This window comes from Pseudomonas sp. AC255 (assembly GCF_979258175.1).
Map to the genome: position 1 here is coordinate 5,871,184 of NZ_OZ409841.1, position 13,058 is coordinate 5,884,241.

At 61.3% G+C, this 13,058-nt stretch carries 10 protein-coding genes; 2 read left to right on the top strand and 8 right to left on the bottom strand.

Annotated elements, in window-relative coordinates; all coding sequences use genetic code 11:
* Positions 1 to 58 precede the first annotated feature (58 nt).
* The 4 genes from ACZZ0K_RS26460 to ACZZ0K_RS26475 form a co-directional block, all read right to left on the bottom strand.
* Entirely contained in the window at positions 59 to 1,033 is a 975-nt protein-coding gene (locus ACZZ0K_RS26460; RefSeq protein WP_150743476.1) for a FecR domain-containing protein, read from the bottom strand.
* Positions 1,030 to 1,506, bottom strand: coding sequence for an RNA polymerase sigma factor (locus ACZZ0K_RS26465; protein WP_221264883.1), 477 nt, complete (start codon positions 1,504 to 1,506; stop codon positions 1,030 to 1,032). Before ACZZ0K_RS26465 ends, ACZZ0K_RS26460 begins: the two co-directional genes overlap by 4 nt.
* A gap of 352 nt (positions 1,507 to 1,858) precedes the next feature.
* Positions 1,859 to 2,566: a 3'-5' exonuclease gene (locus tag ACZZ0K_RS26470; RefSeq protein WP_258707284.1), complete on the bottom strand. Its 708-nt coding sequence runs from the start codon at positions 2,564 to 2,566 to the stop codon at positions 1,859 to 1,861.
* A complete protein-coding gene (locus tag ACZZ0K_RS26475) occupies positions 2,563 to 4,497 on the bottom strand; it encodes a putative nucleotidyltransferase substrate binding domain-containing protein (protein ID WP_305885242.1) in 1,935 nt (644 codons plus the stop codon). Before ACZZ0K_RS26475 ends, ACZZ0K_RS26470 begins: the two co-directional genes overlap by 4 nt.
* A gap of 254 nt (positions 4,498 to 4,751) precedes the next feature.
* On the opposite strand from ACZZ0K_RS26475, the gene ACZZ0K_RS26480 reads away from it, so the two are divergent.
* On the top strand, positions 4,752 to 5,198 hold the full coding sequence (locus ACZZ0K_RS26480) for a response regulator (RefSeq protein ID WP_016772851.1): 447 nt from the start codon (positions 4,752 to 4,754) through the stop codon (positions 5,196 to 5,198).
* A gap of 264 nt (positions 5,199 to 5,462) precedes the next feature.
* On the opposite strand, the gene ACZZ0K_RS26485 is transcribed toward ACZZ0K_RS26480, so the two are convergent.
* Positions 5,463 to 7,640 (bottom strand): malate synthase G, encoded by a 2,178-nt coding sequence (locus ACZZ0K_RS26485; RefSeq protein ID WP_258707283.1) that lies wholly within the window; start codon positions 7,638 to 7,640, stop codon positions 5,463 to 5,465.
* A 542-nt stretch (positions 7,641 to 8,182) separates the two neighbouring features.
* Here ACZZ0K_RS26485 and ACZZ0K_RS26490 point away from each other — a divergent pair.
* On the top strand, positions 8,183 to 8,701 hold the full coding sequence (locus tag ACZZ0K_RS26490; RefSeq protein ID WP_016772854.1) for a glycine cleavage system transcriptional repressor: 519 nt from the start codon (positions 8,183 to 8,185) through the stop codon (positions 8,699 to 8,701).
* Between the two features lie 223 nt (positions 8,702 to 8,924).
* Here the strand turns inward: ACZZ0K_RS26490 and rarD are convergent, their stop codons facing one another.
* From rarD to ACZZ0K_RS26505, 3 genes are all read right to left on the bottom strand, one after another.
* A complete protein-coding gene (rarD, locus tag ACZZ0K_RS26495; RefSeq protein ID WP_041476730.1) occupies positions 8,925 to 9,812 on the bottom strand; it encodes an EamA family transporter RarD in 888 nt (295 codons plus the stop codon).
* 194 nt (positions 9,813 to 10,006) lie between these two features.
* Positions 10,007 to 10,981 carry a serine/threonine protein kinase gene (locus tag ACZZ0K_RS26500; RefSeq protein ID WP_150743555.1) on the bottom strand — a complete coding sequence of 325 codons (975 nt, stop codon included), beginning with the start codon at positions 10,979 to 10,981 and terminating at the stop codon, positions 10,007 to 10,009.
* A gap of 165 nt (positions 10,982 to 11,146) precedes the next feature.
* Positions 11,147 to 13,048 carry a PhoX family protein gene (locus ACZZ0K_RS26505; protein WP_064361248.1) on the bottom strand — a complete coding sequence of 634 codons (1,902 nt, stop codon included), beginning with the start codon at positions 13,046 to 13,048 and terminating at the stop codon, positions 11,147 to 11,149.
* Between the last annotated feature and the right edge of the window lie 10 nt (positions 13,049 to 13,058).

Consider the following 13,058-nt stretch of genomic DNA (forward strand, 5'->3'; position numbering starts at 1 on the left):
GGCAGGGACGCAGAGCGTCCCGGGCTGCATTCCCACGCAGAGCGTGGGAACGATCATGTCAAGGGAAGGAGGGCTCCGCCTTCGCCACGGTGACCCAATACGGCGTATGCCGCTCGATCTGCACCGGCAAGGTTGGCAGCAACGCACTCAGGGCCTTGTCGGTGTCGTGCAACGGAAAGCTGCCGGTAATGCGCAGATCGGCCACTTCCGGCGCCACACCCAGATGCCCGCGACGATAGCGCCCCAGCTCGTGCACCAGATCGCCCAGCCGTGCGTTGTCCACCACCAGCATGCCGCGCGTCCAGGCATCCGCGCCTGGGGCGAGGGCGGCAATCGAGCCCAGCCCGTCACTGCGCAACAGCACCTGCTGGCCTTCGCGCAGAATCTGTTCTTGCGGATTCGCCTGGGCATGGGCCGCCACCGCCGACTGCAACACGCTCAGGCGGGTGCCATCGTCCTCGCGCTTGACCAGAAAGCGCGTGCCCAGCGCGCGCATGCTGCCTTCGCGGGTTTCGACGATAAACGGCCGCGCATCGCCATGGCCGGTCTCGACGAGGATTTCGCCTTCCTGCAGCACGATCAAGCGGCGCTCGTCATCGAAGCGTACGTCGACCGCGCTGTGGGTATTGAGGTTGAGCAGAGTGCCGTCGGACAGGCGCACGCTGCGCTGTTCACCGGTGGCGGTGCGCTGATCGGCGAGCCAGTAATCCAGCGGCAGATAGCGCTCGCTGACAAACAGCCCGAGCCCGATGATCACCACGACACTGGCCAGCCCGCTGCCGAGTTTGCGCACGCGGCGGCGAATGCCTTCGCGCGATTGCAGCAACGCACTTCGGGCCGGGCCTTTGGCGACACTGAAGCGCTGATCGAGCATGCCCAACTGGCGCCACGCGCGGGCGTGTTCCTCATGGGCCGCATGCCACTTGGCGAATTCCTCGCGCTCCAGCGCGGTGCTCGAATCGAGGGTCAATTGCCAGGCAATTGCCGCGTCCAGCACATGCGCCGGCACCGGGCGCGAACTGGCCGCCGTCATGTCGGCTCACCGTACAGGGCGATGTAGCACTGGCGCAGACCTTGGGCCAGATACTGCCGCACGCGCGGCACTGACACGCCGAGTCTGGCGGCGATTTCGCCGTGGCTGAGGCCGTCGAGGCGGTTATACAGGAAGGCCGCGCGCGCCTTGGTCGACAGCTTGCCGAGCAGCCGGTCGATGGCCTTTAGATCGTCGAGGATCATTTGCTGTTCTTCCACCGACGGCTGTTCGTCTTCGGGGATCAGCATCAGTTCGGTGAGGTAGGCCTGTTCCAGCGCGGCGCGGCGGAAGTAGTCAAACAACAGGCCTTTGGCGATCGCCACCAGAAATGCCCGAGGTTCGCGCGGCGTCAGCAGTTCGTCGCGGTTGAGCAGGCGCACGAAGGTGTCCTGGCTCAGGTCCTCGGCACGCTGCGGACACGCCACATTGCGCCGCAACCACGCCAGCAGCCAACCGCGATGGTCGCGATACATCGCACCGACGAGCTCACTGTGGGGGTTGGGCACTGACGACACCGGACATCACCGATTGGGAAATGTTAACTAACGAGAATAGTTCGCGATTCTGGCAGAGGTGGGAATGGTTAGCAATTGGCCACTGGTCAGGTGATGAATCAAGGGCAGCCCCTCACCCTCACCCTAGCCCTCTCCCGGAGGGAGAGGGGACTGATCGGGGGATATTCTGGAGGTACGCCGACCTGAACGATTTTCAGCGATTCCTCAATCGACTCGGTCTTTCAGGTCGATATAAGGCTTCAGACACCACGATCGGCTCCCTCTCCCTCCGGGAGAGGGCTGGGGTGAGGGGCTTTTGATCTGAATGATTCTAAAAGGACGGCGCCTGCTGCCTGCGCTTCCACTGACTCAACCGCTGCTGCAACTGCAACGGACTGTAGATCTGCTGCGCCCGCGCGCGGCTGAACAGGATCAACGCCAACTCCGCCGTGGCCAGCGCATCGGCACTCGCGTTATGCCGCTCGAACACTTCAAGGCGAAACCACTCGATCCACTCATCCAGCCCGGCCTCGCGAATCTGCGCCTGCGGACACAGAAACGGCGCGACATCTGCCACATCCAGAAACACATGCTGCAGCTTATGCCCCAGGTGTTCTTTCACTGCGCGCCCGAGCATGTGCTGATCGAACGGCGCATGAAACGCCAGCACCGGGCTGTCGCCGATGAACTCCAGCAACTCCAGCAACGCTTCCGCCGGGTCGCTGCCTGCGGCAATCGCATTCGGTCCCAAGCCATGAATCAGCACGCTGGGGCTGAGCTTCAATTCGCGGCATTGCAAGGTGCGCTCGAACTGCTGACTGAAATCGATCGCGCCGTCCTCGATCACCACCGCGCCAATCGACAGGACCCGATCCTTGCTCATATTCAGGCCGGTGGTTTCCAGGTCCAGCACCACCCAGCGCTGCTCACGCAGGCTGCATTCGCTCAGCTCGGCAAGCGCCGGCAGATTCGCCAGCCGCTGCTGTAGATCCGCCGACACAACGGGACTTGACGGGCGCAGCCAGGAAAACAGGCTCATAGCTGATACCGCAAGCTCAGGCTGCTCTGCAGGCGTTGCGCTTGGCGCAGGGATTCACGCAGGATGCGCCGGTCAAGGTGATTGAGGCTGTCGGGATCGACGCGGTTGGAGTACGGCTGGTTCTCCCGGGTCTGGAGCTGATGCTGCTGCATGCGCGTTTGCTGAATGAAGTGATAGGCCTCTTCATACGCCGCGCCGTCGAGCGGCTCGATGACTTGTTTATCGACCAATTGGCGGAAGCGTTCGAGGGTGTTGTTGGCGTCGATGCCGTTGGCCAGCGCCAGCAAGCGGGCGCCGTCCACGAACGGCGTAAGACCCTGAATTTTCAGATCCAGCGTGGCCTTCTCGCCGTTCTTGCGTGCCAGCACGAACTCACGGAAGCGCCCAACGGGAGGGCGATTGCGCAGGGCATTTTCGGCGAGCATGCGCTGGAACAGACGGTTGTCAGCGACTTGATCGAGAATGCCCCGGCGCAATTGCTCGCAGCCTTGCTCATCGCCCCAGACCACGCGCAGGTCGAAATAAATGCTCGAACCCAGCAGGTTCTCTGGCGTGGCTTCGCGGATGAACGCCGCGAAGCGTCGCGCCCATTCGGCCCGCGACAGACACAGCTCGGGATTGCCGGCCATGATGTTGCCCTTGCACAGAGTGAAACCGCACTGCGCCAGGCTCTGGTTGATCTGCTGGGCGATCGGCAGCAGCTTGCCGCGTATCTCCGCTGCGTGCGCCGCATCGCGGGCATCGAACAGGATGCCGTTGTCCTGATCGGTGTGCAGCGTCTGCTCGCGCCGGCCCTCGCTGCCGAAACACAGCCAACTGAACGGCACACCCGGGTCGCCCTTTTCCGCGAGGGTCAGTTCGATGACCCGGCACACCGTGTGATCGTTGAGCAGGGTGATGATGTGGGTGATTTGCGTCGACGACGCGCCGTGGGCGAGCATGCGTTCGACCAGTTGGCCGATCTCGCCGCGCAAGGTCACCAGTTGCTCGATCCGTTGCGCGCTGCGGATGGTCCGGGCGAGGTGGACCAGATCGACCCGTTGCAGGGAGAACAGATCACGCTCGGACACCACGCCGCACAGGCGTTGATCCTTGACCAGACAGACGTGGGCGATGTGCCGCTCGGTCATGGCGATCGCCGCATCGAAGGCGCTGTGATCCGGCGACAGATAAAACGGTGATCGAGTCATGTGCTGTTCGATGGCGTCGCTGAAATCGCCGACACCTTCGGCGACCACATGGCGCAAATCGCGCAGGGTGAAAATCCCCAGCGGCGCCTTGTGCTCATCCACCGCGACGATGCTGCCGACCTGTTGCTCGTGCATCAGCTTCACCGCTTCACGCAGTGGTGTATCGGCGCTGCAAGTCACCGGATGGCGCATCGCAAGTTCACCGAGACGAGTGTTCAGCGAGTATTGGGTGCCGAGGGTTTCCACGGCTTTTTGCTGGACTTGCTGGTTGACCTGATCGAGCAGGCTGCTCACCCCACGCAAGGCGAAATCGCGGAAGGCACTGGAGAGGGCGAACAGTTTGATGAACGCCAGCTTGTTCAGTTGCAGGCAGAAGGTGTCTTCGCCCGCCAGATGTTCGGTGCGCGTGGCGCGCTCACCGAGCAGCGCGGCCAGCGGAAAGCATTCGCCGGTGGTGATTTCGAAGGTGGTTTCGGTGCCGGGCTTGGTGATGTGCTGGCGTTCGCCGACCACCCGACCCTGTTTGACGATATAAAAGTGCTCCACCGGGCCGTCAGCCGGTTTGATGATGCTCTCGCCCTGGGCAAAAAAACGCAGCTGACATTGCTCCACCAGATAGGCGAGGTGGGCGTGTTCCATCTGATTGAAGGGCGGGAAGCGCTGAAGGAATTGCAGGGTGCCCTGAATGTTCTGCAACACCGCGGTTTTCCCTGCCTGGGTGAAGGCGTCCGCTTTGCTCATAACCATTACCGCAGTCTTTTTCGAATTGTTGTTGTCGGATCGTTGCCACCATGGTCAACCCCGGCGGGCAGGGTGCCCATTGGACGTAAGTCTAGGTTTTGCCACCATTGGCCGATTTTCGGAAATAACCTACGCAAAAGCTCGGAAAAGCTTGCGCTAGCCACTTGGAAAAATTCCGACGAAGTGCACATTGAAGCGCTGTCCGGTGATGTCTGACGACTTGCCAGGGATTGTTTGAACATTTAGAGAGCGCCATGTCCGACCACGATATTTTGAGCGACGCCGAGCGAGAAGCGCTCAGCGCAGTCATGCTCGAACCCGATCTGCCGCCGCAGCGTGTCCTGATCGTCGACGACGACAAGGACGCCCGCGAGCTGTTGTCGGAGATACTCGCGCTGGACGGCATTCGCTGCATGACCGCAGCCAGCGGTGAAACCGCGCTGAAAATGCTCGATGAAAAGCCTTCGATCGGTCTGGTGATTACCGACCTGCGCATGGGCAATGTCGACGGCCTCGAGCTGATTCGCCAGGTGCGTGAATCGGTACGGGCAGCGATGCCGATCATCATCGTCTCCGGCGATGCCGACGTGAAAGACGCGATCGAAGCGATGCATTTGAGCGTGGTGGATTTTCTGCTCAAGCCGATTGATACGGGGAAGTTGCTTGAGTTGGTGAAACACGAATTGGGCATCGAGCCCTAGAAGCCCCTCACCCTAACCCTCTCCCAGAGGGAGAGGGGACTGACCGCGGTGAATGTTGGAGGTACACCGACCTGAATTTCATGAGTCGAACTCAGGAATTGAAACTTCCCCAATCTGCTCCCTTTCCCCTCTACCCCTTGGGGGAGAGGGCTGGGGTGAGGGGGATGGATCTCAAGCCCAGCACAACAATCCAATCCACCTCACAAACAAAAAAGGCCCTGATCTCTCGATCAGGGCCTTTTTCATTTCCAGCGTCAGCGCAAATTACAGACCATTCGCGGCCTTGAACTCGCGACGACGACGGTGCAGCACCGGCTCGGTGTAGCCGTTCGGTTGCTTGGTGCCTTCGATCACCAGTTCGACTGCCGCCTGGAAGGCGATGTTGCTGTCGAAGTCCGGTGCCAGCGGGCGATACAGCGGGTCGTTGGCGTTCTGGCGGTCAACCACCGGCGCCATGCGCTTGAGGCTTTCCATCACTTGCTCTTGGCTGACGATACCGTGGCGCAGCCAGTTGGCGATGTGCTGGCTGGAGATACGCAGCGTCGCACGGTCTTCCATCAGCCCAACGTCGTTGATATCCGGGACTTTGGAGCAACCGACACCCTGGTCGATCCAGCGCACCACGTAACCGAGAATGCCCTGGGCATTGTTGTCCAGTTCGTTCTTGATCTGCTCTGGCGTCCAGCTTGGGTTCACTGCCAATGGAATGGTGAGGATGTCGTCCACCGAAGCGCGCGCACGTTTGGCCAGTTCAGCCTGACGCGCAAACACGTCAACCTTGTGGTAGTGCAGCGCGTGCAGCGCAGCGGCGGTCGGCGATGGCACCCAGGCAGTGTTGGCGCCGGCGAGTGGGTGAGCGATTTTCTGCTCGAGCATCGCTGCCATCAGATCCGGCATCGCCCACATGCCTTTACCGATCTGCGCACGACCTTGCAGGCCAGTGCTCAGACCGATATCGACGTTCCAGTTTTCGTAGGCGCCGATCCACTTCTCGGCCTTCATGTCAGCCTTGCGCACCACTGGGCCGGCCTCCATGGAGGTGTGGATTTCGTCGCCGGTGCGGTCGAGGAAGCCGGTGTTGATGAACACTACGCGCTCGCTGGCGGCCTTGATGCAAGCCTTGAGGTTGACCGTGGTGCGGCGCTCCTCGTCCATGATCCCGACTTTCAGGGTGTTGCGCGGCAAGCGCAGGACATCTTCGATGCGCCCGAACAGCTCGTTGGTGAACGCCGCTTCTTCCGGGCCGTGCATTTTCGGTTTGACGATGTACACCGAACCGGTGCGGGTGTTGCGCCGCGAAGTGTTGCCGTTGAGGTTGTGCATTGCGGCCAGGCAAGTCACCAGACCATCGAGGATGCCTTCCGGTACTTCGTTGCCTTGGCTGTCGAGGATCGCATCGATGGTCATCAGGTGGCCGACGTTGCGCACGAACAACAGCGAACGACCGTGCAGGGTCACTTCACCGCCGTTGGGCGCGGTGTAGGTGCGATCCGGGTTCATGGTGCGGGTGAAGGTCTGGCCGCCCTTGGACACGGATTCCGCGAGGTCGCCCTTCATCAGGCCGAGCCAGTTGCGGTAGATCACCACTTTGTCGTCGGCATCGACGGCGGCCACGGAATCTTCGCAGTCCATGATCGTGGTCAGCGCCGCTTCCATGAGGATGTCTTTGACGCCGGCGGCGTCGGTCTGGCCGACCGGGGTGCTGGCGTCGATCTGGATTTCGAAGTGCAGGCCGTTGTGCTTGAGCAGAACGGCGATCGGCGCGTTGGCGTCACCCTGGAAACCGATCAACTGAGCGTCATCGCGCAGGCCGCTGTTGCTGCCGCCCTTGAGCGTCACGACCAGTTTGCCGTCAGCGATCCTGTAGCCGGTCGAATCGACGTGGGAGCCTGCGGTCAGAGGCGCGGCTTCGTCGAGGAAGGCGCGGGCGAAGGCGATGACTTTGTCGCCACGCACCTTGTTGTAGCCTTTGCCTTTTTCCGCGCCGCCGTCTTCGCTGATCGCGTCGGTGCCGTAGAGGGCGTCGTACAGCGAACCCCAGCGGGCGTTCGAAGCATTGAGCGCGAAGCGCGCATTCATCACCGGCACGACCAGTTGCGGGCCGGCGGTGCGGGCGATTTCATCGTCGACGTTTTGCGTCGTCGCCTGGAAATCAGCCGCTTCTGGCAGCAGATAACCGATCTCTTGCAGGAAAGCTTTGTAGGCCACGGCATCGTGCGCCTGGCCGGCATGCTGCTGATGCCAGGCATCGATGCGCGCCTGGAAGTCATCGCGTTTGGCGAGTAGGGCTTTGTTCTTCGGCGCCAGGTCATGAATGACCTTGTCGGCACCTTCCCAGAATTGTTCGGCGGTGAGGCCGGTACCGGGAATGGCTTCGTTGTTCACGAAGTCGAACAGGACTTTGGCGACCTGCAGGCCACCGACTTGAACGTGTTCAGTCATTGCTTGCCTCACTCTGCTCAGCTATTTCGCTTTTCAGCTCGTCAATTTAACAATGAAGCTTCCGGCCATTTAAACCACAAACCTGCGGACCAGTACATGCCATCGCTGGCGGCTGGGCTAGGACCAATCAACGGCTTGGAGGCCTTGCTGACGGGGCTTTCAGGGTTGCGAAGGGCCTTGGGCAGACATCGATCCAGCGTTATGTAGTGCGCGCTGCGGCATACTACATGATGAGTTGCGCTTGTGAAAATCAGACTAATTACGTCGTTCTGCGACCTCATGACGCATTGCGGTCACGTCGCGGAACGGGATGTTCTCAAAAAGCATTGGATTGTTCCAGCTAAATATCGAAAGTTGTACACGATTTGTCTTTCGCGCAGCTCCCCAGTGCTGCCCTTCGCGAGCAGGCTCGCTCCCACATTTGGAATGCGACCCCTGTGGGAGCGAGCCTGCTCGCGAAGGGGCCGGTCGATTCAACACATAATCAGCCCTTGCCTATACTTGCCCTTCGATAACAAAAGTCATGACAAGAGGGCTGCGCCATGGACCATCTCGTACTCACCGTTTTCGCCCCGGACAAGCCCGGGCAGGTCGAGCGCATCGCCCAATGCATTGCCGAGCACGGCGGCAACTGGCTGGAAAGCCGCATGTCACGCATGGCCGGGCAGTTCGCCGGGATTCTGCGCGTGGGCGTGCCGGCGGAGGCTTACGACGAACTGGTCGATGCCCTGCAAGCGCTGTCGGCCCATGGCATTCGGGTATTGATTGCCGAAAGCGGAGTGGAGCAGTCCTGCACGTGGAAACCGATCGCCATGGAACTGGTCGGCAATGACCGACCGGGTATCGTTCGTGATATCACTCGCCTGTTGAGCGAGCAGGGCGTGAACCTGGAGCGACTGGTAACTGAAGTGCGCCCGGCGCCGATGAGCAGCGAGCCGCTGTTCCACGCCGAGGCGATTCTCGCGGTACCACTGACGCTGTCGCTGGATGTGTTGCAGGCGCGCCTGGAAACCCTGGCCGATGATCTGATGGTCGAACTGGTGTTACGCACAGAGGTTTAAACGTTCACAGGGTTATTCAGGTTTAACGTGCACCTGCCTGTGGATAACCTGTAGAGACAGACCGCCACGCCACGCCGGCCGTGGCTTTGCGCCCGTTGATCAAAAAACCGCCAACATTCAGTGACTTGCGCACAAACGGCGGGGATCACGCTGTGGATAAGCTTGGGAAGGAACGATGCAGGCCACGAGAACCGTGGCCTGCGGAGCTTTGTGCGTTTTTTGATCAGGCCCGTCGGCGCAAACTTATCCACGCATCAACGCTGTAGACCGCCAGACCGGCCCAGATAAACATGAACGCGACCAGCGTGCTGGACGACAAATGCTCGCCAAATAGCAGCACGGCTTGCAGCAACACCAGCGTCGGCGCGATGTATTGCAGGAAGCCGATGGTGGTGTAGGGCAAGTGGCGGGTGGCGGCGTTGAAACACACCAATGGCACCAGCGTCACCGGGCCGGCAGCCACGAGCCACCAGGCTTCGGAGGTGGTCCAGAAGGCCGGCTGCACACTCGTGGCAGTCTGATTGAACAGCAACCATGCGATCGCAATCGGCACCAGCATCCAGGTTTCCACCACCAGCCCCGGCAATGCCTTGACCGGCGCCTGCTTGCGGATCAGGCCGTAGAAACCGAAGGTCAGCGCCAGCGCCAGCGACACCCACGGCAAGCTGCCGACCTGCCACACCTGCTGCGCTACGCCGATGGCCGCGAGACCGACCGCAACCCACTGCATGCGCCGCAGCCGTTCGCCAAGGATCACCATGCCCAACAGTACGTTGACCAGCGGATTGATGTAGTAACCCAGACTCGCCTCGAGCATGCGGCCGTTGTTCACCGACCAGACATAGGTCAGCCAGTTGGCCGCGATCAGCGTGCCGCTCAGGGCCAGAATCGCCAGGCGTTTTGGATTGTCGAGCAGCTCGCGCAGCCAGCCCGGGTGTTTCCACACCATCAGCAGCAACGCACCGAACAGCGCCGACCACAGCACCCGATGGATGATGATCTCGACGGCCGGGACTTCGGCGATGGCTTTGAAATAGATCGGGAACAGGCCCCAGATGATGTAGGCGCTCAGGCCCAGAATGTACCCGCGACGCGGGTTGGCGGCTTGCATGCAGAATCCTTGCTCAGGCAGCTGACAAAGGAAGGATTGTAAGGAGATTTGTCTGCAAGTGAGTTGTGAATTTGTGAACACCGGACAAATGTAGGAGTGAGCCTGCTCGCGATAGCGTCGGGTCAGCCAACATCAAAGTTGAATGTCCGTCCGCTATCGCGAGCAGGCTCGCTCCCACAGGGTTCAGGTTTGAATCAGAAAAGTTTCAGCGGCTCTTCATTCAGTGCCGCCAGCTGCTCACGCAAGGCCAGCACCTGGTCGCCCCAATACCGCTCCGTGCCAAACCACGGAAAGCTGCGCGGGAATGCCGGGTCGTCCCAGCGCCGCGCCAGCCAGGCGCTGTAGTGCATCAGGCGCAGGGCGCGCAACGGTTCGATCAGCGCCAGTTCGCGCGGGTCGAAATCATGGAATTCGTTGTAGCCGTCCATCAATTCCGACAACTGCCCAAGACACTCCTGACGATCGCCGGCGAGCATCATCCAGATGTCCTGCACCGCCGGGCCCATGCGGCAATCGTCGAGGTCGACGATGTGGAACATCTCGTCGCGGCACATCATGTTGCCGGGGTGGCAGTCACCATGCATGCGGATGTTCTGGTGCGGCGTAGCGGCGTAGACATCTTCGACGCGTTTGAGCAGGTCGCGGGCAACCGACTCGTACGCCGGCAGCAGGCTCTTGGGAATGAAATTGCCCTCAAGCAGGGTGTTCAGCGAAGCATGGCCGAAGTTCTGCACCGCGAGGGCTTCGCGGTGCTTGAACGGCTTGGTACCGCCCACCGCATGCATGCGCCCGAGCAACTGGCCGAGGCGATACAGCTGATCAAGGTTGCCCGGCTCCGGCGCCCGACCACCACGGCGCGGGAACAGGGTGAAGCGGAAGCCGGCGTGCTCATGCAGGGTTTCGCCGTTGTGGATCAGCGGCGCTACCACCGGGATGTCGATGTCGGCCAGTTCGAAGGTGAACTGGTGCTCTTCGAGGATGGCCTCGTTGGTCCAGCGCTGCGGACGATAGAACTTGGCAATCAGCGGCTCGGAGTCTTCGATACCGACCTGATACACACGGTTTTCGTAGCTGTTGAGCGCCAGAATGCGCGCGTCGCTGAGGAAACCGATGCTTTCAACGGCATCCAGGACGAGATCGGGGGTGAGGGTTTCAAACGGGTGGGCCATGCTGACTCCTGCGCGCAGCAGGCTGCTGCGTCCGGCTCGGCATGGTAGCGCAGATGGCGGCGGCGGAGGTGGTTGGTGTCATTGCTGATGCCATCGCTGGCAAGCCAGCTCCCACAGGTTTTGCGCAATACCTGTGGGAGCTGGCTTGCCAGCGATGAGGGTTTATCAGGCGCCGACGATCCCACCATCCTCGCGCGTAATCGCCATCACCGAAGACCTTGGCTTGCCATTGGGCAGGTGCTCGGGGAAGGTCGAACCACCGTTTTCGCCCGGATGCTGGATGCCGACAAACAGGGTTTTCTGATCCGGCGAGAAGCTGATCCCGGTCACTTCACAACCCACCGGCCCGACCATGAAACGGCGAATCTCACCGGTCGCAGGATCGGCGCAGAGCATCTGGTTGTTGCCCATGCCGGCGAAGTCGCCAGCGTTGCTCGAGTCGCCGTCGGTGAGAATCCACAGGCGTCCGGCCTTGTCGAAACCCAGACCGTCGGGGCTGTTGAACATGTTCTGCGGGGTGATGTTCGATGAGCCACCCTTCGGCGTCCCGGCATGCACGCCCGGGTTGCCGGCGACCACAAACAGATCCCAGGCGAATGTCTTCGAGGCATGGTCATCGCGGTCGGTGCGCCAGCGCAGAATTTGCCCATAGACGTTCTTCTCGCGCGGGTTCGGCCCGCCCACCGGTTGACCGTCTTCGCCACGTTTGGCGTTGTTGGTCAGGGTGCAATAGACCTGGCCGTCCTTGGGGCTGACGACGATCCATTCCGGGCGGTCCATGCGTGTTGCGCCGACGACGCTGGCGGCGAGGCGCGCGTGGATCAGCACTTCGGCCTGATCGGCAAATCCGCTGCTGGCGTCGATGCCGTTCTTGCCGTGGGTCAGTTCGATCCACTGGCCCCGGCCTTTCGGGTGATCAGGGTTGCCGTCACCGGCATCGAATTTGGCCACATACAACGTGCCGTGATCGAGGATGTCGCGGTTGGCCTTCTGATTGCGATGGTTGATGCGATCGCGGCTGACGAATTTGTAAATGAACTCGCCACGCTCGTCGTCGCCCATGTACACCACAGCGCGACCATCGTCGGTCTCGGCGAGTGCGGCGTTTTCATGCTTGAAGCGGCCCAGCGCGGTGCGTTTGACCGGAGTCGATTGCGGATCGAATGGGTCGATCTCGACCACCCAGCCGTGACGGTTGAGCTCGTTGGGGTTCTTGGCCATGTCGAAGCGCGGGTCGTGCGGGTGCCAGTTGATGTCTTTGCTGCTGGCGACAACGCCGTAGCGCTTTTGCGCGGCATCGAATTGCTGCTGGGCGTTGCTGCTGCCGAAGCAGTCGGTGAAGTTTTCTTCGCAGGTCAGGTAGGTGCCCCAAGGCGTCTTGCCGTTGGCGCAGTTCTGGAACGTACCGAGGACTTTTTTGCCGTGCTTGTCGGCAGCGGTTTTCATCAAGTCGTGGCCGCGGGCCGGACCGCTGATGCGCAGCGGCGAGTTGCCGTGGATGCGGCGGTTGTAGCGCGAGCCCTGGACGAATTGCCACTGGCCGTTCTTGCGCTGCACTTCGATCACCGACACGCCTTCGCAGGCCAATGCCTTGCGCACATCCTCAGCTGACTGCGGCATGCCGCCATGCGGATACAGGTAGCGATAGTTGGTGTATTCGTTGTTGATCGCCATCAGCGCGCGGTTCTTGTCGTCCGGGAAGGCGAACAGGCTCATGCCGTCATTGTTGTCGCCGAACTGCACTTCCTGTGCGGCAGCGGTGCCGTTACCGCTCGGGTCGAAGGCCGGGCCGTTCTTGTGCAGCGGCTGGCCCCAACTGATCAGCACCGAAGACTTGTAGCCCTTGGGCAGGCTGATGGCGTCGGTGGTCGCCGCCGGAATGCTCTCGAAACCGAGCAGGCGGCTGTTGCCGGCGCTGACGCTGGCGGCCATGACGCTGCGGCTCAACAGGTTGCCGCCAAGGAACATCGCCGCGCCGCACAAGGCACCGGCGCTGATGAAACCGCGACGGCTGAGGCCGACCATTTTTTCCAGATCAGTGGATTGGTTTTCTTCTAATAGGCTCACATCAGGCTCC

What these genes read in the sequence shown, in the direction of transcription:
- ACZZ0K_RS26460 (WP_150743476.1), bottom strand. Translation starts at nt 1,033, where the DNA reads ATGACGGCGGCCAGTTCGCGCCCGGTGCCGGCGCATGTGCTGGACGCG.
- ACZZ0K_RS26465 (WP_221264883.1), bottom strand. Translation starts at nt 1,506, where the DNA reads ATGTATCGCGACCATCGCGGTTGGCTGCTGGCGTGGTTGCGGCGCAAT.
- ACZZ0K_RS26470 (WP_258707284.1), bottom strand. Translation starts at nt 2,566, where the DNA reads ATGAGCCTGTTTTCCTGGCTGCGCCCGTCAAGTCCCGTTGTGTCGGCG.
- ACZZ0K_RS26475 (WP_305885242.1), bottom strand. Translation starts at nt 4,497, where the DNA reads ATGAGCAAAGCGGACGCCTTCACCCAGGCAGGGAAAACCGCGGTGTTG.
- ACZZ0K_RS26480 (WP_016772851.1), top strand. Translation starts at nt 4,752, where the DNA reads ATGTCCGACCACGATATTTTGAGCGACGCCGAGCGAGAAGCGCTCAGC.
- ACZZ0K_RS26485 (WP_258707283.1), bottom strand. Translation starts at nt 7,640, where the DNA reads ATGACTGAACACGTTCAAGTCGGTGGCCTGCAGGTCGCCAAAGTCCTG.
- ACZZ0K_RS26490 (WP_016772854.1), top strand. Translation starts at nt 8,183, where the DNA reads ATGGACCATCTCGTACTCACCGTTTTCGCCCCGGACAAGCCCGGGCAG.
- rarD (WP_041476730.1), bottom strand. Translation starts at nt 9,812, where the DNA reads ATGCAAGCCGCCAACCCGCGTCGCGGGTACATTCTGGGCCTGAGCGCC.
- ACZZ0K_RS26500 (WP_150743555.1), bottom strand. Translation starts at nt 10,981, where the DNA reads ATGGCCCACCCGTTTGAAACCCTCACCCCCGATCTCGTCCTGGATGCC.